Origin of the sequence: Myroides albus, assembly GCF_024722315.1 — a bacterium.
GTDB lineage: Bacteria > Bacteroidota > Bacteroidia > Flavobacteriales > Flavobacteriaceae > Flavobacterium > Flavobacterium album_A.
Genome location: NZ_CP102754.1, coordinates 3,112,518 through 3,133,063, shown reverse-complemented (window position 1 = coordinate 3,133,063; position 20,546 = coordinate 3,112,518). Strand labels below are relative to the sequence as shown.

Sequence of the window (20,546 nt, the reverse complement as noted above, 5' to 3'; positions counted from 1 at the left end):
TTTTAGTTAACAATTTAATAATCTACTTAAAATAAATACAGACTTTATTGTTACAGTTATCGACTATAGTCATATCTATGTCGAACACTTCCTTCATGATATCTTCGCGAATAATATCATCTGTTGGTCCAAAATGGATAATCTTGTGATCTTTAACCGCGGCAATATAATCTGCATAAGAAGACGCATAATTAATGTCGTGCACTACAATAATGATTGTCTTCCCGTAATCATCTGCTAAGACACGAAGAATCTTCATAATCTCAACAGAGTGTTTCATATCTAAATTATTTAGTGGTTCGTCCAGCAAAATATAATCTGTATCTTGTGCCAGAACCATCGCTAAGAATGTGCGCTGTCTCTGTCCTCCACTAAGTTCATCAATATATTGATCTTGAATATCAATCAAGCCCATAAAATCAAGACTCTCATCTATCTTCTCATGGTCAAGGTGATTTAATCTTCCTTGCGAATGTGGAAAGCGCCCGAAAGACACTAATTCCTTCACAGTTAATCGTACATTAGGATGATTTGCCTGTTTTAAAATAGATAAACGCTTAGCAAAATCTCTATTGGTAAAATTGACAATTTCTTGATTAACTAAGTTAATCTCTCCTGAATCGCGCGCCACAAGTCTACTGATGATAGACAATAGCGTACTCTTTCCAGTCCCATTACCTCCAACTAAACAAGTAATTTTACCTTTTGGGAAACTAACTGAAACGTTGTCAAGTATGCTCTTTTCCCCATATTTCTTGGTTACATTTTTTACCTCAATCATCCTCTGTTACTTCTTAATAATAAATAAATGAAATATATACCTCCTACAAAATTAATGATAATACTTATTGTTGTTGACATATTAAATAAATGTTCAACAAGGTATTGTCCGCCAATTACTGTTACAGCTGTCAATAAACAACAAGCTGTTACCATATAGATATGTTTGCTTGATTTAACCAACTCATAAGTTAGGTTTGCTACCAATATTCCCAAAAAGGTAATAGGCCCTACAAGAGCTGTTGATATAGCAACCATCACTGAGATAATCATCAAGTTCACTTTAATCACCTTGTGATAATCAACCCCTAAGCTTATTGCATTCTCTCTACCCAAACTCATTACATCTAACTGTCTAAAATATCTTGCTCCCCAAATCATACTAACAATTAATATGATAGAAGAAATACCTAAGAGATTCAGATTTATCTTGTCAAAAGAGGCAAACATTGCCGCTTGAACAATCATAAACTCATTGGGATCAATAAGCATGACTATAAAAGATGAAAAACTCCTAAAAAGCGTCCCCATCAAAAGCCCTACAAGCAATAATAAATACATACTCTTACTCTCTCGTCTAAATACCAAATAGTACATCGCGATAGAAAACAAAAGCATCAGTCCTACTGATATTGCAAAATTTGATTCTGCATTCAAAACTTGAAAAGTCTTGTCTCCATAGATAAACACCAAAGTGGATTGAATCAATAAAAAGAAAGAATCAAACCCCATGATAGACGGCGTTAAAATACGATTGGCAGATATCGTTTGAAAAACAATCGACGAGTAGGCAATAGCAAAGGAAACAAGAACCATTGCTATAATCTTATAGCCTCTACGTGGCAATACATAATCGAGTTTAGTACCTGTGAAGGTGAACATATAGATAGCGATGCATAACAACAAAGCTACTAACAAGATAGAAATAACTTTATTTTTAAACATTCTTAGCTCTCTTTAAAATTAATACTAAAAAGATCACTCCTCCAATAATACTCACTGTAAGGCCAATCGGAATTTCATATGGCGCAATAAGCATTCGACTAATAATATCGCAAATCAACAAGAATATCGCACCTATTAAAGCCGTATAGCTGATAGTCTTCTTTAAATTATCTCCAAACATTAAACTCACTATATTCGGGATAATAAGCCCTAAAAAAGGAATTACTCCTGCTGTAAGCACAACAACAGTAGAGGTTATAGCTACAAAAGTAAGTCCAAGGTAGGTGATCTTTTTGTGATCTAACCCAAGACTTGTGGCAGTTTCCTCTCCAAGTCCAACTATAGTGAATTTATTTGCATATAAATAAGAAAGAATCACAACAGGTATACCCAAATACAGTACTTCGTAATTCCCTTGGATAATAGAAGAAAAATCTCCAATTAGCCAACCTTCCATATTCTGCACTAAATTATACTTGTAAGCAAAGAACGTAGATATCGCATTTAATATATTTCCAAAAACAATCCCTACTAACGGTATGAAAATAATGCTACGCATTTTTATCTTACTTGATATTTTCAAGAAAATCACACTCGCTAATAATGCAATGGTAAACGATAATACCATCTTGTACATCATCCCTCCATTTGGGAACAAAATCATACTAAATAAAATTCCCATCTTACAAGCGTCTAATGTCCCCATTGTTGTAGGAGATACAAACTTGTTTAAAGAAATCTGTTGCACAATAAGTCCCGAAATACTCATACCAATTCCAGCAATCAACACCGATATCATTCTTGGTAATCTACTTACGACCATAACTAGTAATTCATCATTGTCTAAGCGATGTAAATCCAATATTGAAATATCTTTTACTCCTATAAAAAGGGAAATAAATGATACTATTATGAGTATAAGAACTAAAATAATTCTTATCATATATTTACTTAATATTTATTTAGAATCCGTTTAAATAAAAGCAAATATATAAAAGTAAGCCCGCTAAGAAAAACAAAAATTCAAGCAATCTTAGAATTAGCAAGGATTACAATTATTATAAACCTAAAATCAAGGGCACTTTATTTAGACTTAACCAATACAATTATTTGATTATTTAATTTATTTAAAAATAATAACGGATAATATAAAGGAATAATAATTCGACTCTAAAACGTTAAAAAGCAAGAAATGACTGTTTTTTTACAAGAAAATACAAGATTACAACTGCTTATAAGGTTGCTTGTCCTCTGTTAAAAGTAAATCGACAAAGAGTTTGACAGAGCGCTTTTGATAACTCTCCTTGAGTGTGATAATAACAGCCTCTCTACTCATATCACAATCTGTAATGGGGATTGCGCAGATATTGGTTTCACCATGTACGGTAGCAAAAGTCAAAATAGTCTTAAAGGCATTGACTCTCACCAGGTCAATAACGGTAGAGGTATGGTTGACCTCTACAGCAATATTAGCAGAAATATTGTGCATTTCAAATTGCCTATCCAGGAAATTACGAGTACTAAATCCCTTAACAGGTAAGGCTAACTTTAAACTAGCGATTTCGGCAAAACTTATACCCTTGCGATTAGACAAAGAGGAATCAGTAGATACTATTAACGCCATTTCAGAAGTCAATAGCGGTTGGTACGATAAATTCTCTTGGTGTTCTCCTTCAAAAAAAGTCAAAGCAAAGTCAATTAATTGATAATTTAAAGCATCAATAAGCTCATTGGTTGTCCCAAAGGTAATCTCAATCTTTACATTGGGATAAGCAGCGGTAAACTCTTTTAAGGAAGTTAAAACAAGTGACTTTAATCCCCAGGTTAACCCAATTTTTAATACACCGGTCTTAAGTTCATTAAGGTCCTTGAGCATTAACTCCCCATCTAAAGCTGCGCCCAAACTTTTTCTTGCATAAACAGCAAAGCGCTCCCCGGCTTCCGTTAGACTGATTCGCTTGCCTATTCGATCAAACAAGGGCTGCCCGAGTTCTTCTTCCAATTGCTTAATCTGCTGTGACAAGGTACTTTGAGTAATATATAAATGCTTGGCTGCTTCTGTAAAGTTGAGTAACTCCTTTGCCTTTAGAAAATACTTTAATTGTCTTAACTCCATTTGTAAATCGGTTTTATCGATTGATATGATAGAAAAATAACGTTTTACTAATTTAGAACATAGCTTTAACTTTACCAAAAAAAGAAGGCAATGGCTACAACTACCTATACCGAAATAAGAGAAAGTGAAAAAGCAATCAGGGGTAGTTCCCGTTACAAGAAGATAAAATGGGGAATCTTTTTGGTAGGAGTATCTGTATTTGCACAGTTGTATAATTACCAACCACTGCTATCGGAGATTACCTCCTATTTTCACATCACACCTGCCGAGAGTAGCTATTTGGTATCGGCTTCTACTTTTGGCATGGCTGTAGGGCTTTTGCTATTTGCCTTTATTGCCGACCGCTTTCACAGAAAGGATGTTATATTATTTGCCCTTATTACCTCAAGTGTACTGACACTTGTTTCTGTATGGCTGAATAATTTTGCGGTGCTCATCAATATCAACTTCATCAAAGGAATGTGTATTTCAGGAGTATCAGCAGTTACCTTGGCTTATTTAGCAGAAGAAATTGACCACAAAAATATCGGACTTGCGATAAGCTTTTACTTGGCAGGAAACACATTTGGCGGTATGTTTGGAAGAATTGTCGCTGCTTTAATTAGCGGTTGGTTCGGATGGCAAACAGCAGTATTATCTATAGGTATTATCGCATTAATTATTAGCATCATTGTGTACTTTTACTTTCCCGCCTCAAACTTTTTTCAGCCTGAAAAACTAAATTTACACGACAAACTACTGCAAATGAAAAGTATTTTCAAAAACAAGAAAATACTGGCGATGTATGTAGTGGCTATCTGCTTGATGGGGAGCTTTGTCAGTGTGTATAACTTCCTTGGCTTCAAACTTGAAGCTGCTCCTTATAATCTTCCGCATTACATCATAGCCATGATATTCCTAATGTACGCCTTTGGCATATTCAGTAATATGATCTCAGGAGCACTCTCTGATCGATTCTCTACTGGGAAGATTCTACTCACGGCATTAATCTTACTTATACTAGGAACAATAATGATGTATCTAAATAGTCTTTTTTTAATACTAATAGGTTTGGTTATATTCACCATGGCTTTCTTCAGTGGCCACACCATAGCAAGTCGAGTAGTAACAACCTTAGCTAAAGATGCAAAAACTTCAGCTACAGCATTATACTGGTTTTTCTATTACTTAGGTTCGAGTATTATAGGAAGTTCAACGGGCGTATTTGTCAATCAAAACAATTGGATTGGCTTTTTTGGATGTTTGACAATCTTAGGAATATTTGCACTTCTAACAACCTATTTCACAACCAAAAGAGCTTAGAAGAAAAATTGCGAACACCCCGTAATATAGACAATGATTCTTTAAGTATCTACAAGATTGTAGTAAAAATAAAGGCAGATTAATAAACTGACCCAACACAAATAAATATAAATGAAAAAAGGATATCTTAACCCAGACATCCTTTTTTACCCTAACTCTATATATTTCGACCACCTACTCAAAAGATACAAGCTCTATCGAGAGAATATTTTTATCGCCGATTGCCTCTACAACGGCATCTCTTTGATTTAATTCCACTATTTTATATATGAATGTATTTCCTCTATCAGATTTCATAGTCAATCTATTTCCTTCTAAGACATATACCCCTTTTGATTGCTTTAAACTATATTGATCCACTGCAGTAAAAGTACCATTTTTCAAACTAATTTCAATAGATGATTTTTGATATGCTTCTTTTGATACTCTATCACACTCTGGTGTAAAATTAAAGTGTGCTGCAATCCATTTCTTCTCAATATTTACACTTTTAACTTCCTTGGCAGGGTTTGTATCTACCATATTGTTATCCTCTGCCGAACAACTTTGAAGAGTCATTCCTACTAAAACCAAACAAACACTTGCGAATATATTTATAAAACGTCCCATACTAATAAAATTTAAAAAATTTCCACAACTACCCTTCTTAACAAAACATTAAGGGATTTATTCTAACAATCTAAGTACTTACTTTGTTATTCTAAAGTTAACAAAAAATATTTAAATACTTAAATATTAGGTTAATTTTTTAAAGTATTTTATGAAACACAGAAAGAATTAACATATATTCAAAAACAAAACAGTTAATACATAAATATATTATCAAAAACTGTATAATCTTGTCATTATTACTTTTTATTTCCTTTGACAAGACGAAATTACACCAAGAAAGTTATCTCACAACTGATATTTATCAGTGATTTTAGCCTCACAACACTGCTTAACACACCTTTGAATATTTAACAACTAACCAATAATTTGACTATCAATCCCTTTGCTACATTTTTTTTGACTAATTTAAAACAAGTTGTTAAAGGTTAAAGAAAAGTTAAAAATATAACCTTAAAAAACATCATGCTTTTTCATAAAATACTATTTTTAAAAACACGCTAACTCCAGTGAATATCACCAATAACAAGGCATCAACCTATATAACTAATTATCAAAACAATAGTCATACAACTAAGTATGGACCACAGACTTTGTAAAAAATTAGATAAATCATTTCAAATCCCTTAATTATAATCAAATAGCCTTTAAAAACTTCCTTAAAGCACAAAGTCTTAGAGAGGTTCATATAAAAAAAACTAAATAGAAATTGGCTCTATTTAGTTTTAATGAAATACTTACAACTAATCAATTGCAAAGTGAATAATATATAATTACAATTTAACTACACCTTTATCTAAGATTGACAAAATGATTCTTGGTTTTGTTTAATCATAGGTTTTAAACCTAAGTTCTCCAACATGACCATATCTTTATTCAACGCTGGGTTAGCAGTTACTAAAAGCGTTTGGTTCTCACCTGCGAAGATAGAGTTTGCCCCCGCCATAAAACACCAAGCTTGTTCCACTTCACTCATCTCAATTCTTCCAGCACTTAAGCGTACCATAGTCTCTGGCAAAACAATACGAGCTGTGGCGATCATACGCACCATATCCCATACCTCTACTTTAGGTAAATCCTCAAGAGGAGTTCCCTTTATACGAGCCAAAGCATTTATTGGCACAGATTCTGGATGCTTGTCCATAGTTGCCAATGTAAGTAACATCGAGACTCTGTCACTTGTTGATTCTCCAAGACCAATAATTCCCCCCGAACAAACAGTGATACCGGCTTTTCGCACATTATTAATTGTATTGATACGGTTGTCAAACTTCCTTGTAGAAATAATCTCGTCGTAGAATTCCTCTGAAGTATCAAGGTTGTGATTATATGCATACAACCCAGCTTGTTGAAGTCGCAAAGCTTGTGATTCTGTCAACATCCCTAAAGTACAGCAAACCTCCAAGCCTAATTCGTTTACCCCTTTAACCATGTCAATTACCCTATCAAAATCTTTGTTATCCCTTACCTCTCTCCAAGCTGCCGCCATGCAAAAACGAGAAGATCCTCCTTGTTTTGCTTTTTTAGCATGGGCTAAAACAGTTTCAGTAGGCAAGAGTCTTTGAACTTTAATATCAGTATGGTAACGAGCCGCTTGACCACAATAAGAACAATCCTCAGGACACCCTCCTGTTTTAATTGACAAAAGTGTACTTATCTGTACTTCATTTTTGGGATGGTACGCTCGGTGTACACTTGCCGCAGTATAAACAAGTTCAAGTAGCGGCATATTGTATATCTGTTCAATTTGTTGTTTTGTCCAATCATGGCGCACCTTTACCGTTTCTAATATAGCATTCATAATAAGTTTATTTCGTTATGGGTCAAAACTAAAGATAGCAGCACAACAACAAATAGTCCACTTTCAAAAAAACACATAGTCCGGGTAAGCCTGTGGGCTTTGAATAATAGATATATAAACAAAATGGGATAGCATCTATAACAAGACCTCTATCCCATTTTTATAAGCACTCTAACATTTTTAAAAATTTGGAAAACACTATACAGATACAACAAGCTGCCAAAAAAAGACAGTTATTACAACTTATTGAATAAAGCTGATTACAAAAAAGAAAACACAGTAACAGCCACTAAATCAATCAATAAAACTTAAAAGTAATAAAAACGGGAGAACATCACTTACACTGTTCTCCCGTTTTTTTGAAAAAAACACTTTATCACTTGTATTGTATAATTGAAAAAAACATACTTTGTGCTAGCAAAGTACTATCAAAGTAAGTAAGGCCCTAATCTTTTTTTAAAACATACCTAAAACGAAAAAGTTTTAATAGATAATTACTTAACTTTGATGAGACAAAATTCAATAAATTAAACTAACCCCCATAGGACATTTGTCCCTAATGTGATAAAAAAATGTTAAGAATAAATATTAGCTTCTTTTCGTATATCGAAACCCTTGCAAACACAGATGTTTTCTCGGATAAAATTTTATTGCAAAAATATAAACCAAAAGAATATTTATTGCATCAAGGCGATCCTGTAACCAAAGTAATAGTTATTAATGAAGGCATTACAAAATGCTTCATTACTGAGGAGAATGGAAAGGAATATATTCCTGAGTTTTTGAGCACTGGTGAGATTATGGGTGAAATAGAAATAATGGGTAAAAAGAACTGCCTGGCTTCTGTAGAAGCCATAAGTGAAGTTACAGCCTATATTATTCCACTCTCAGTATTTGAACACTTGCTTAAAACTGATATAACCTTCAACAATGCACTATTGGAAGTTGAAGCCCTTAGGGTATACCACACCAGTCAAAAGGCTTCATTTCAACAGCTTTACACGGTCGAACATGCCCTTGAAAAGCTATTGGAATTACAAGAAAAGCAGCAATTAAAGATTTCTAAAGAAGATATGGCCTCTTATTTAGGCATTACAACACGTACGCTAAATAGAGCCCTTAAAAAGATATCTGGCGAGGAGTAAAAGAATTGTAAGAAATAAAAAAGGAGGTCTTAATGACCTCCTTTTTCTTAAAACATATCTAAGTTTTCAATATAATTAAAAACTAGAGTTATAATCGTAATTCGCTAATGCTATAGCCTGTTTATTAGACATAATAGTAACTAATGTATTAGAATACTTAATTTTAAAACTCTCAACTCTAAAATAAAGTTTGTCCTCAAATAACGCTTCTGCAAATTCTTTCAAATCAGCTGGAACATTGTTACTAGTCCATCTTTTATCAGTAATCTTAAGTGCATCATTATCATCTTGAACATTAAAATTCAATCTATAAGACGCACCATTAAATGCAAAAGTAGCATAATTACCAGCACCTTGTTTAAAGTATATTTGTATTTGACTTAAACCTGGTTTAGAGTCTTTTTTAAATTTATCTAAATACTTTCTAAACAGTGGTGAGTTAGTTGAAGCTCCAGCCAGATCTCCTGCATCGAAAAACAACCTAGTATTACTATCTTTTAAAGTAACTTTATACGAATCATTCCAATTTATAGGTGCCTCTGAATACTTTATTGAAGCAGTATTTCCATTAGCAGAATAATTAAAACTTGATGTATTAGGGTCGAAAATAAAATCAGTAGCAATATCTTCACCTACTTTTATTCCCTTAGTTAATTTTACACCATCTGGCGTATAACCAACTCCAAAAGAACTTTGATTATTCAACATTTCTCCCTTATCAATTTTAGCGAAACGAACACTTGGTAAATAATTCAAATCATAGTTTACCACGTTTCCACCTTCATTTACCTCCAAGACACGGAATATCGGTTGAGTATCTAAACTCATATTAAATCCCATATTGTACTGCTCTTCAAAACGATCCCAGTCCTCCTTAGTTGCTTTCACAAAGACTGCTTCAGTACCTTGCTTAGGAGTTTTAAAATACATTTCATTTCCATCCTCACTCTTACCATAGTACCCAAACTGGAACTCACCATTAAATCCTTTTCCATTTTCATAAGCAGAATTAATAGGATCTGAAAGTTCGTGAATCTTAGTACGTGTAGAGAATATTAAACTTGTAGTTCCACGCATTTTAATTTGGTACTCACCTGTTTCTGCAATTAACCCTTCTTCGTTAAAATCAGACACCATTCTAACGTGACGTCCTCCAGCAAAATCTAATAGATAAGTAAAACCTCCATAGCGTTTACCATCAGTTACATAAACAAGTTTCCATCCATGTTCAGCTGTAAGCAAATGATTCTGTAATTCAATCTCTCTTTGTTCAACACGCTCGGTAGATGTCTCGCTAAATACGCGATCCTCTTCTTTTTGACAAGAAGTAAGCGCTGCTAAAACTATAAGAGCTAAACCTGATTTATATATATAATTTTTCATTGTTTACTTATTAAGGTTGATTTTCTTCAAAATTTCCATTAATCACATCATTAGTGTTGCGTTCAGCAGCATCCCTAAGTTCAAAAAAGTCCATTGAAAATTGATCTAAAAAGTACTTTTCAACAATAGCAATTTTTTGCTCTATAATTGCTTTTCCATCAGCAGACTTAACCTTACTTAGGAAACTTTCAAGTTCAGCTTTTGAACTTAAAAGAACAAAAGAAGCTGTTTCTGCAAAATCCTCATCAGAGTTTAATCTAGCATATGGAGTCACAAAACCTAAATTATTACTATCTTCATCATTTTGATTATACCAGTTAGATGTATACCCTCCAAGTTTTTCACCTAATGCTTTCCATGTTACAATATCATAAGGTTTACTTTGATTCAAAATGTGAATATATTCGTGTTGAATGGTATGTACAAACTCACGAACATCTTCTAAATCAGTGTAATCTACAAAATCAACATTGTATAGAGTGATTCGAGCACCACCACCAGCTTCACCTAAAACAATTGTTCCATTGTGATTCAAGTTGTAACTTCCTATTAAATGCAATTGACGTGGCGCGATTAGCTTAACAAAGTCCTCGCCCCCTACTTCTGAATAACTATCAATCCATATTTTCTTAACCACTTGTAAAGCAGGCTTCACACTACTTAACTTAGGCGGAAATAAAGTTTTATCTGGTTTTCCCATACTTTCATTCCACAAATAAGTAGCATCTATATTATATGGCTCTGTATATGATTTAAATATCCATTGATCTAATTCAGTCTTTGGCTGTTCTTCAGTATTGTAAATACTATCACCAATTTTATCATCACTTGAACATGATGTTAAAACAAGGCCTAAAGTGAAAAATAAACCTAAGCCTTTCAAAATATTGTTTGTTTTCATAATCTTAAAATTATCTAGGGTTAGGAGTTATACCTTTATCAATTGCCATAAGTGGAATCTGAAGTTGTTGTAGGTTATCATTCTCTTTAACTTCATACACTTCGCCTGTAGCCATTTGATGTTTAACAACTATATTATAGCGACGAATATCAAACCATCTGTATCCTTCTTGGTAACCTTCTCTTCTTCTAGCATCTAATAGCGCTCTTAACAAAGTTGTTTGTTCTTCAGAAAGTTGTGTTTTTGGATTGATATCACTTGTCTGAATTGGGTAAAGATTTTGCCAATCACTATACTTGATACTTCCCATGAACTCCTGAGCAGGTGCATTAAGATTTGTTCTTGTAAGGGTAAAATACTCTAACATTTTAGAAGCCTCGTCAATTTGGTTATCTAAAATCATTGCTTCAATTCTATCCAAATACATCATATCATTAGAAAACAGAACAAATGATACATAAGTATGACCTGTCATATTTGTAAAATCTATAATTTTAAAATGCTCATAGAACTTATGTACATAGTAACGATCATTTAATGAATATGTATCGTTTGGATAATTCCAATTTCCATTTTTCTCCGCTAATGGATGCGTATTTGGTCCAAACAATGATCTATTGGCAGAAGCAGAAGATAAATTAAATCTATTTGTATGCAAAATTCTTGTCATCCTTGACTTTACAGTACTCACTAATAAATTAGTTGGCACATAAGTCTGCGCATAATCTGTTTCGTTTTGCTCAATACTCTTCTTATTAGCCCCTTGTACATCTCTAAGTTTTCCAATTGGTAAACCTTGCACAGCTTGCGAATACTTAATAGCATTTTTGTAATCACCTTTAAATAGGTAGAAACGAGTTGCGAATGCATTTGCTGCTGCCTCATTAAAGTGGTAACGTTCTACATTGTTATTCTCATAAGTTACTCCCTTAAGTTTAGCAATTCCAGTTAAGATATCATCCTCTATTAAGTCATATACTTCTTCAACAGAATTTCTTTCATATTTAACAAGTAATTCATCTTCTACACTTGTCATATAAGGGATACCCATATCAGAACTTGCTGTTGCAGGATCGTAATGCTTAGCCCAAAGATTCACTAACATAAAGTGTGAATATGCTCTTGCTAACAATGCCTCTCCTCTTAAATTTTCTAAAGAACGTTTACTTGGTTTATTTGCATATTCTTTTTCTAATTTATCAATTGCCTCGAGTGCTGTATTAGCTTGAGCAATTGCTTTATAAGCTTCCATCCAATAACGAATAGGCCAATCTAAATCTTCATCATGAACATCTTGAAATGTAAACATCTTCTCGTCATTCTCTGATGTCAAATTCATTTTTCCTGAATCTCTTACATCATCAGCCATCATCTCATTAAACAACATAAATGTTGCATCTGGATAAGCCGCTACCAGTAACTGCTCAACCTTTCTTGGACTATCTATAACAGTTCTATTATCTGGTGTTTCTGATAAGAAATCACCACAGCTAACAGTTGTTGCTGCTAATAATAAAACACTAACTAATATTTTTATTCTTTTCATAATTGTTCAAAAATTTAGAAACCAACATTTAAAGTCAATGTGTACTGAGCGGTTTGAGGCATAGCTACCCCACCTGTTCTATAGAACTCAGGATCCTCTCCATTAAGCTTTTTATCTGCATAGATAAGCCATGGGTTTGTTGCCATAAAGCGAACTGAAAATCTTGTCATTTTCATAGACTTTTTAAAGTGGTCAGGGAATTCATAACTTAATGAAATATTTTTCAATCTCACAAATCCACCGTCAGCCACACGTTCTGAAGAATAGTTATAAGCATTAAAAGCTCTAATAACCGCAGAATTTCCATATTTAACAGAAATAGTATTATCAGCTATAACTGGTACATTTGTAAAATTCTCATCCCCAGGATTTAACCAACGATCATTCATTGATTTTCCAAAAACATCAATATCTGAATAAGAACTAGCATAAGTAGGGTTTAAACGGATCTTGTTTCCTCCAGAAGCAACAAATAAAAATCCTAAACTCCAGTTCTTGTATTCAAATGTATTAGATAAACTCAAGGTTTTATTAGGATCGATTGAACCTTCATACTTTAAGTACTTCTCTAAATTAACTGAATCTTGGAAATTTGCTCCTCCAACTACATCTGTTACTCCAGGTGCTTGAACAAATGTTGGCATACCATCAGCATTTAATCCTGTAAAATCGTAAGAATACAAAGCATTTGTTGGACGTCCTTCCATAGCTCCATAACCACTAACTAAATCAATAACACGTGGAGTATTTTGCAAACTTGTAACTTCTTGATGGAAAATAGATCCATTAACTGTTGTCGACCAAGAGAAATCTCCAGACTTAATATTAGTTGAAGTAATACCAAACTCAATACCTTTTGTTTTGATATCCGCATTATTACCTAACTTAATATATTGACCACCAACTCCAGATGTTCTAATCTGATCAATTAAATCAAATGAATTTCTTTGATAAGCATCTACTGCTAATTGAAGTCTATTGTTCCAAAGTCCTAAATCAACTCCAACGTTAAATTCGTATTGTTTCTCCCAAGTAAGGTCCGCATTTTTCAAATCTTGAATGTTAATTCCATTCTCCATATTATTCGAACCTGGTCTATGAGTCACATAAGGTCTATAAATTGCCAATGAGTTAGTAGCAGGTCCAGCAGTAGCAGTTAAACCATAAGAAGCTCTTAAAGCTAAATTACTAACTGTTAGACTGTTTTGCATAAAAGCCTCATTTGATATTAACCATTTTCCAGAAGCAGTCCATGTTGGCAACCATCTTGAAGAACCTGTATCACCTTGGCTATTAGATCCATCATAACGACCTGTTAAAGCTAAAGTATATCGGTGATCATATGTATAAGCAGCTCTTGCAAAGAAAGCTAGAGTTCTTTCTCTCTCTTCTTTAAAATAGAAATATTCTCCTCCTTGTTCAAGCAACTTACGCATTGCATCAATCTCAGGATAAGATACATCCCCATTTTCATATTGAACTCCTTGAGCTAAGAAATAATCATTACTTCTATTAACCACACGCATCTCTGTACCTCCAAAAACATCTAACTCATGTTTATCTGCAAATACGTTATCATATGAAAGTGTATTTCTTAATAAGAAAGAAGTCATATCATTTGTATAAGTACGCTTTAGTCCAGAGTTAGTCATAATTGGCATACCTGGTAATTCAGGTCTACTTGGATCTCTATATAAGAAAACGTTTTGATCGCGTTCGATTGTATTCTCATTGGCATTATATGCCGCAATAACGTTAGAGTTTTCTGTTACATTGTGCACGCGTTTTGTAGTTGCATAACGAGCAGAACCATTCACATTGTATTTTAAGTTTGGAAGAATTTTATATTCTGCCTCAGCTTGAAAACGAATATCTTTTACATCAATATCCATTCTATTATTATCAAGCTCATTTAAAATATTAAATGGCGCCCAATTACTTCTATAGTACTCATACTCACCCAACTCATTTTTAGCACGTAAAGCACGAGAAGTATTAAGAGCATAACTAAATGGGTTAATGTCGAAATCACGACTGATTGAACCATTCACAACATCTTTCTCAGAATCATATGTTCCTGGTGCTTTTTGATCACGTACAGAAGCCATTCCAGATAAAGAGATTGTCAGTTTATCATTAACAAAGAATGTATTCTTTAAATTCATTGTTAAACGGTGTACTCTATCAGCAATTGTCCATCCTGGATCAGCAAAATAACCAAGAGAAGCATAATATGCACTGTTTTTTCCTCCTCCATTAAAACTCAAAGAGTGATTCTGCGTAATAGATGGTCTGAATAATTCTTTAAACCAATTTGTATTAGCCTTCTCATAAGTTTGCAAATATCCTGCTCTTATATGATCTTGGTTAGATAAAGCAAATTTACTATTTACTGCATCATACTCATTTAAAGCTCTATACATCATATTATAAACCCCACCATTACGGCCATATAACATTTGAGCATAATCTAAATGTCCTTTTTGCTCAAGTTCGTTATAAACCATCATGTTTTGCTGAGAGTTCATCAAGTCATATTGCGAATACATCGGAATAGGTCTTAATGTGTTCTCCATCGCGTAAGTAATAGACATAGGAGTCTCTTTTCTTCCCGATTTTGTAGTTACAACAATTACTCCATTCATGGCACGTGAACCATAAATAGCAGTAGCAGATGCATCTTTTAAGATATCGATACTAAGTACGTCTTCTGCATTTAATCCAGAAATAGCTGAACTCAATACAGACTCAGAGTTACCTGAAGCTAATTGTTCAAAAGACACATTAATAATATCCTCTTGTACTACCCCATCAATAACCCATAACGGTTTTGTATCACCCATAATAGATGAGTTACCACGAATAGTAATTTTAGGTGCAGCACCAAAAACTCCAGAAGGGTTTTGCACGGTTACCCCTGCCACTTTACCTTCAATCATTCTACTTACGTCTGTAACACCATCGACTTTTAAGTCTTTAGCTTCAATACGGCTAACTGCTCCTGCTTCTTTTCTCTTTGATAAAGTTTGGTAACCAGTATTGATCACTACCTCATCCATTAGCTTAGAATCGTCTAATAAAGAAACGTTAATCACCTGCTGAGCATTTACTTTTTTCTCCAGTGTAGCGAATCCCATGAATTCATAAACTAAAACTGCATTTCCGTCATTTACTTTAAGACTATACTGACCATCTATATCTGTTTGAACAGCAGTATTTGTCCCTTTAATAATAACCGTAGTACCAGGTAAAGGTAAGCCATCACTGGCAGCAATAACTTTACCAGTAACTGTTCTTACTTGCGCTACCATTACACCTCCTGAGAGATAGATTGAGCACACAACAAGAAACCCTCGTAATATTCTCTTCATATTTGTTAATTATTAATTAATAACCGTTAACAAATAAATAACAAAAATTAAATAATTCCTAATACAGTCTAAAAATTAACATAAATAAACTTTAAGCACATAAAAAGACTAATAACTATAAATAATAACACACAATTAGCTATTTAATTAAAAATAAACCAATAATTAAGCCCACAAAAGAAACATAAACATCAATTAAGATTGAGTATATTCTAAAATAAATATTAATTTTTTATTTAACATAATTCCAAACAATAAATATCTTACAAAACAAGTGAAATATAAATGAGAATAATATAAGTAAATTATTCACTAAACGTACAATTATTTAAAATAGACTCAAAATAACCTCTCATTATTACTAATAATACAGTAAACCGACACGATGACTAAAATTAAAATATAGAATAATAATCAATAAATTAACTATTCAAACAATTAGTTTTCTATAATTATAAAATTAAATATTATTTAAGCTCAATAAAAACGCATTCAAATCATCAATTCGCAACCTTAAAACCAGCTTAACATTAACATTAAAATCTCTTTCAATCTTAACATATTCATAACTTAAACTAAGATCACTCAAGTCCGCTATACCTTGAGACTACACTTCACTCCCTAAATTAACATGAGTTTCAATTAAGTTAAGTAGTCTCCTTTCATCAATGAGGTCGTAAATAAGATGGATTGAAAGCTAACTTGGTACACATACTATTCGCTCTAACTTAAGGTTTTTTTTGCATCTTTCTTGCACCTTTCTTCGATAAAACCCCTCTCTGGCCTAGCAAACTCCAAGAAAAGCCCTAACAATCTGCAAGAAAATGCAAGCTAAGCCGCGATTAAAACATTCCCTTGTGCTTTTTAAAAGTAGTTTACTTCACTTTCAACTCTGATAATCTCATCAATAAACAACATTGAGATACTTAATGTTCACTCGACCTACATTTACTTTTGAAATCATTAATCCTATTCACTCACTTTTTCTCAATATAGAACTTACACAATCTTGTAGAGCACAAGATGTTGGCTATCCCCATAATCCCCAAGTCCACCCTCTCTTATTGAATTATTGTCTATAGTTATGATATAAAAACACTCAAGCAACAAACAACTTGCAATCAGACACTTAAAATAAATAAAACCACAATCTGCAAGTTTTAAAAGGCCAAAACCAGACATCAAGCGCAAAAATTATCAATAACTTTTAATAAGAAACTGACTTTACAGAGAATAAATTCTATATTTGCGACTTTATTTTTATTAAATCTAAATTAAGTAACTCGAAAAACTTCATGAATACAAAGAAGAAAAAAAAGGGAAGATCCCTTTTTAAAAATTGGGTATTAAAGGCACATTTATGGTTAGGTCTTTTAAGTGGTATCATTGTTTTTGTAGTATCCATTACAGGTGCTTTCTATGTGTTTAACGAAGATATTACGGCATACATGCGAAAACATGTCATATTTCACAATCAAGAAAATTACCAAGATATAGATCCCATTCCAATATATGAGTTAAAGGATAAAGTCAACAAGCAACTCAAAGAAATGGGAGAAGAAATTTCTTCAGAAGATGTAACGATTCCCATTGACCCAGCACGTTCATATCAATTTGGTCTACTTAAGAGCAATCACGATGGGTGGAACTATTTTAACACTTATCTTATTTATAAAAACGTTTATGTCAATCAATATACAGGAGAGGTCTTAGGTGTTTATGACATTCGAAAGAATCCCTTCTTCTTTGCCATGATTCTACACCGATCACTTTTACTAAGTAATACAATTGGAGGAACTATTGTAGGTGTTTCAACTATAGTTTTTGTAATTATGCTCATCTCGGGAATTATACTTTGGTGGCCAAAGAACAAAAATATGCGCAAACAACGCTTTTGGTTTAGATGGAAGAATATTAAAGGCTGGAGAAGAAAAAACTACGATCTGCACAATATCTTAGGTTTCTACGCTTCATTTTTGGCACTAATTGTCGCCCTAACAGGTATAATGTATTCCTTTAGAATCACAACACTATGGGTATATATGTTACTTAATGGAGGATCGGCCGACTCTCCCGACTTTTCAATCTATAAAACAACAGCTCCGGAAAGTGTAGAAACTCCAACGACAATTGACAAAATTGCCCAAACAGTTAAGCAACACTATCCTTATGCACATTCTTTTGGACTCGATCTTGAAGATCATGACAATGCAGACCACCACCACGACAACCTATTTGTCAGTGTAAAAGAAAAAGAATTTACTTATGCCCAGTCCAGCTTTATGATTTTTGATGAACACTCTGGCGAATTACTGCACAATCACCCTTATAAAGATAAAAGCTTTGCTCAAAAGGCAACTGATGCAACCTACGACTTACACGTAGGAGCATTTTTCGGATTTACAGGAAAAGTACTTGCCTTTATTTGCAGCCTATTTTGCGCATCTCTACCTGTAACAGGTCTTATCATTTGGTGGGGGCGAAGAAATAAAAAAAAAAGTAAAAACCTTAAATAATACATAATGAAAAAACTCTACATAAGCTTATTTACACTTGCCGGATACCTTTCTTATGGCCAAACAGAGGCCCAACTCGACAGTATCGCCAATAGCTTTAACATTCACTTGAGTGAAGTTATCATCAACGTGGATAAACCCGTGTTTCAACAAAAAGCTGATAAAATGATATTCAGTGTTGAAAACAGTGTTTTATCAGAAGGGAGTACAGTTTTAGAAGTTCTTGGAAGGGCTCCTGGTATTGTAGTTTCACAAGATGGCGAACTATCTTTAAGAGGAAAAAAAGGGGTTAGTGTCATGTTAAATGGCAAGTTGAGTTCTTTATCGACAAAGGAACTGGCAAACCTGCTGCGCTCAACCAATTCTTCTGTGGTTAAGAATATTGAAATTATAGCAAACCCCTCTGCAAAATACGACGCTTCAGGAAATGCAGGTATTGTAAACATCGTACTGAAAAAGTACAATATAGAAGGCCTAAAAGGAAGTTATTATATCAATGGTGGACGCGGAAGAAAGAACCGCTTAAACACAGGTATGAATCTGAGTTATGCAACTGAAAAAGTGAGTCTATTTGGAGATTACAGCTACACCTTTAGAGGTGAAGAAGAGAGAAAGACCTACTACCAAGACTTTTATAACACATCAGATCCCTTGTTAATTGATCGCTCAACAAAACAACGTTCAATAACCAGTGAACCCCTAACTTCTAATAATTTTAAAGTTGGAGTGGATTATACTGCTTCAAGCAAAACAAGCTTAGGATTTCTATTTGATGCTAAAATTGGCCGTTATGAAGACAAATCAAAAGGAAGTAACCTTGTGTATATGCCCAAAAACACACTATACCAAAGTATAGCTACAGATAACTATAACGACGAACATTGGTATGACTATACATTTAATTTTACGGCAGCACACAAACTCAACGAAAAGGGAGGCAAAGTAGATTTGGATGTAGAATACGAAACTTCAAAGTTCCGTTCAATGCAAACACAATTGCAGGAGAATCTTTATAGTCAAAATGGCGAAATCTTAGACGACAGGAAAGCAAAGATACCTACTCACTTAAAAGTATTTAATGCCAAGCTAGACTTTACCCTACCCTTTAATGACAATAATGCTTTAGAAACAGGATGGAAATCCATTGTCAAATCAAATACTAATCCCTCAATATACGAAACGGGAAAAAATGGACATTGGAATATAGATCCTGAAGCCACAAACGATTACAAATACAAAGAGCAGATACACTCAGTATATGCCAATTATAAACTGGTTATAGACAAATGGCAAATACAAGCAGGTCTTAGAACGGAATATACTCACAGAGATATCCATCAAAGAACCACTAATCAGAGGTATAAAAAAGATTATACTAAGCTATTTCCAAGTGCTTCAATTAAATACGAAACAGAATCTGCTCATGGTTTCTATGCCTCTTATAGCAAGAGAATTAATAGACCAAGTCACTTTGATCTTAATCCATTTCGATTCTATGATGATCCATTTAACTATTGGCAAGGAAATGCTAATCTTAAACCAGAGATCACACACGCCAGTGAAATAGGCTATACATGGAGCAAATACCTAATTGCAACTTTATACTTTAGTCAAACAAGTGATGTGATGACTCAAGTATATAACTACATCGACAACAATACAATCCTTGTAAAAACATTGGAAAACTTAAGCAAATCTTATCATTATGGTATGACATTAACTGCAAGTGTAAATCCTTTTGAGTTTTGGTCGATGAGTAATATGTTCAACTTATTTAACAACAAATACGAAGGAAACTATAATGACAATGATATAAACACCAAGCAAATTGCCTTTACGCTTAATTCTCAAAACAGCTTCAAGATAGCTTCGGGCATCAAAGCAGAGGCTAACGCACAATATTTCTCAAAATCCAATATCGGCCTTTACAAAAGAGATGCTTATTTTGATCTGTCTTTAGGTTTATCAAAAAGTTTACTATCTGATAAAGCGAGCATAAAATTGGCCGTAACAGATGTATTAAAGACAAATAACTTTAGAATTACTGGCGAAAACTTCAATTCTAAAATTCGCCAGAAATACGACTTAGACAGCCGAATCGCTACTTTGTCGTTTAATTACAAGTTCTAAT

14 protein-coding genes are annotated in these 20,546 nt (G+C 33.5%); 4 read left to right on the top strand and 10 right to left on the bottom strand.

Translation table 11 applies throughout. The features are described 5' to 3' along the window. Positions 1–22: 22 nt before the first annotated feature. The 4 genes from NWE55_RS13965 to NWE55_RS13950 form a co-directional block, all read right to left on the bottom strand. Positions 23–781 (bottom strand): iron ABC transporter ATP-binding protein, encoded by a 759-nt coding sequence (locus NWE55_RS13965; RefSeq protein WP_155091634.1) that lies wholly within the window; start codon positions 779–781, stop codon positions 23–25. Next, positions 778–1,725, bottom strand: a complete 948-nt coding sequence (locus tag NWE55_RS13960) for an iron chelate uptake ABC transporter family permease subunit (protein ID WP_155091633.1) — start codon at positions 1,723–1,725, stop codon at positions 778–780. The genes NWE55_RS13965 and NWE55_RS13960 overlap by 4 nt, the downstream gene beginning before the upstream one ends. Further along, positions 1,718–2,668 (bottom strand): ABC transporter permease, encoded by a 951-nt coding sequence (locus tag NWE55_RS13955; RefSeq protein WP_258204273.1) that lies wholly within the window; start codon positions 2,666–2,668, stop codon positions 1,718–1,720. Before NWE55_RS13955 ends, NWE55_RS13960 begins: the two co-directional genes overlap by 8 nt. A gap of 279 nt (positions 2,669–2,947) precedes the next feature. Continuing rightward, positions 2,948–3,841: a LysR substrate-binding domain-containing protein gene (locus NWE55_RS13950; RefSeq protein WP_258204272.1), complete on the bottom strand. Its 894-nt coding sequence runs from the start codon at positions 3,839–3,841 to the stop codon at positions 2,948–2,950. Between the two features lie 90 nt (positions 3,842–3,931). Between NWE55_RS13950 and NWE55_RS13945 the strand changes: the two genes are divergently transcribed. Next, positions 3,932–5,143: an MFS transporter gene (locus tag NWE55_RS13945; protein WP_258204271.1), complete on the top strand. Its 1,212-nt coding sequence runs from the start codon at positions 3,932–3,934 to the stop codon at positions 5,141–5,143. Positions 5,144–5,317: 174 nt separating this feature from the next. Here the strand turns inward: NWE55_RS13945 and NWE55_RS13940 are convergent, their stop codons facing one another. Both NWE55_RS13940 and bioB read right to left on the bottom strand, forming a co-directional pair. Continuing rightward, complete coding sequence (locus NWE55_RS13940) at positions 5,318–5,752, bottom strand: lipocalin family protein (protein WP_258204270.1); 435 nt, start codon at positions 5,750–5,752, stop codon at positions 5,318–5,320. A 796-nt stretch (positions 5,753–6,548) separates the two neighbouring features. Beyond that, a complete protein-coding gene (bioB, locus tag NWE55_RS13935; RefSeq protein WP_258204269.1) occupies positions 6,549–7,553 on the bottom strand; it encodes a biotin synthase BioB in 1,005 nt (334 codons plus the stop codon). 572 nt (positions 7,554–8,125) lie between these two features. Here bioB and NWE55_RS13930 point away from each other — a divergent pair. After that, positions 8,126–8,698, top strand: coding sequence for a Crp/Fnr family transcriptional regulator (locus tag NWE55_RS13930; protein ID WP_155092671.1), 573 nt, complete (start codon positions 8,126–8,128; stop codon positions 8,696–8,698). Positions 8,699–8,773: 75 nt separating this feature from the next. Here the strand turns inward: NWE55_RS13930 and NWE55_RS13925 are convergent, their stop codons facing one another. The 4 genes from NWE55_RS13925 to NWE55_RS13910 are packed head-to-tail and all read right to left on the bottom strand — an operon-like array spanning position 8,774 to position 15,899. Beyond that, positions 8,774–10,081: a DUF4302 domain-containing protein gene (locus tag NWE55_RS13925; protein ID WP_155092670.1), complete on the bottom strand. Its 1,308-nt coding sequence runs from the start codon at positions 10,079–10,081 to the stop codon at positions 8,774–8,776. 10 nt (positions 10,082–10,091) lie between these two features. Next, positions 10,092–10,982 (bottom strand): zinc-binding metallopeptidase, encoded by an 891-nt coding sequence (locus NWE55_RS13920; protein WP_155092669.1) that lies wholly within the window; start codon positions 10,980–10,982, stop codon positions 10,092–10,094. A 10-nt stretch (positions 10,983–10,992) separates the two neighbouring features. Continuing rightward, positions 10,993–12,528, bottom strand: a complete 1,536-nt coding sequence (locus NWE55_RS13915) for a RagB/SusD family nutrient uptake outer membrane protein (protein ID WP_155092668.1) — start codon at positions 12,526–12,528, stop codon at positions 10,993–10,995. A 14-nt stretch (positions 12,529–12,542) separates the two neighbouring features. After that, positions 12,543–15,899, bottom strand: a complete 3,357-nt coding sequence (locus NWE55_RS13910; RefSeq protein ID WP_155092667.1) for a SusC/RagA family TonB-linked outer membrane protein — start codon at positions 15,897–15,899, stop codon at positions 12,543–12,545. Positions 15,900–17,194: 1,295 nt separating this feature from the next. On the opposite strand from NWE55_RS13910, the gene NWE55_RS13905 reads away from it, so the two are divergent. Continuing rightward, a complete protein-coding gene (locus tag NWE55_RS13905) occupies positions 17,195–18,415 on the top strand; it encodes a PepSY-associated TM helix domain-containing protein (RefSeq protein ID WP_258204268.1) in 1,221 nt (406 codons plus the stop codon). Between the two features lie 6 nt (positions 18,416–18,421). Next, the gene (locus NWE55_RS13900; protein WP_155092665.1) at positions 18,422–20,545 is read left to right on the top strand and encodes an outer membrane beta-barrel family protein; all 2,124 of its coding nucleotides are present in this window, start codon (positions 18,422–18,424) and stop codon (positions 20,543–20,545) included. Position 20,546 lies beyond the last annotated feature (1 nt).

What these genes read in the sequence shown, in the direction of transcription:
- NWE55_RS13965 (WP_155091634.1), bottom strand. Translation starts at nt 781, where the DNA reads ATGATTGAGGTAAAAAATGTAACCAAGAAATATGGGGAAAAGAGCATA.
- NWE55_RS13960 (WP_155091633.1), bottom strand. Translation starts at nt 1,725, where the DNA reads ATGTTTAAAAATAAAGTTATTTCTATCTTGTTAGTAGCTTTGTTGTTA.
- NWE55_RS13955 (WP_258204273.1), bottom strand. Translation starts at nt 2,668, where the DNA reads ATGATAAGAATTATTTTAGTTCTTATACTCATAATAGTATCATTTATT.
- NWE55_RS13950 (WP_258204272.1), bottom strand. Translation starts at nt 3,841, where the DNA reads ATGGAGTTAAGACAATTAAAGTATTTTCTAAAGGCAAAGGAGTTACTC.
- NWE55_RS13945 (WP_258204271.1), top strand. Translation starts at nt 3,932, where the DNA reads ATGGCTACAACTACCTATACCGAAATAAGAGAAAGTGAAAAAGCAATC.
- NWE55_RS13940 (WP_258204270.1), bottom strand. Translation starts at nt 5,752, where the DNA reads ATGGGACGTTTTATAAATATATTCGCAAGTGTTTGTTTGGTTTTAGTA.
- bioB (WP_258204269.1), bottom strand. Translation starts at nt 7,553, where the DNA reads ATGAATGCTATATTAGAAACGGTAAAGGTGCGCCATGATTGGACAAAA.
- NWE55_RS13930 (WP_155092671.1), top strand. Translation starts at nt 8,126, where the DNA reads ATGTTAAGAATAAATATTAGCTTCTTTTCGTATATCGAAACCCTTGCA.
- NWE55_RS13925 (WP_155092670.1), bottom strand. Translation starts at nt 10,081, where the DNA reads ATGAAAAATTATATATATAAATCAGGTTTAGCTCTTATAGTTTTAGCA.
- NWE55_RS13920 (WP_155092669.1), bottom strand. Translation starts at nt 10,982, where the DNA reads ATGAAAACAAACAATATTTTGAAAGGCTTAGGTTTATTTTTCACTTTA.
- NWE55_RS13915 (WP_155092668.1), bottom strand. Translation starts at nt 12,528, where the DNA reads ATGAAAAGAATAAAAATATTAGTTAGTGTTTTATTATTAGCAGCAACA.
- NWE55_RS13910 (WP_155092667.1), bottom strand. Translation starts at nt 15,899, where the DNA reads ATGAAGAGAATATTACGAGGGTTTCTTGTTGTGTGCTCAATCTATCTC.
- NWE55_RS13905 (WP_258204268.1), top strand. Translation starts at nt 17,195, where the DNA reads ATGAATACAAAGAAGAAAAAAAAGGGAAGATCCCTTTTTAAAAATTGG.
- NWE55_RS13900 (WP_155092665.1), top strand. Translation starts at nt 18,422, where the DNA reads ATGAAAAAACTCTACATAAGCTTATTTACACTTGCCGGATACCTTTCT.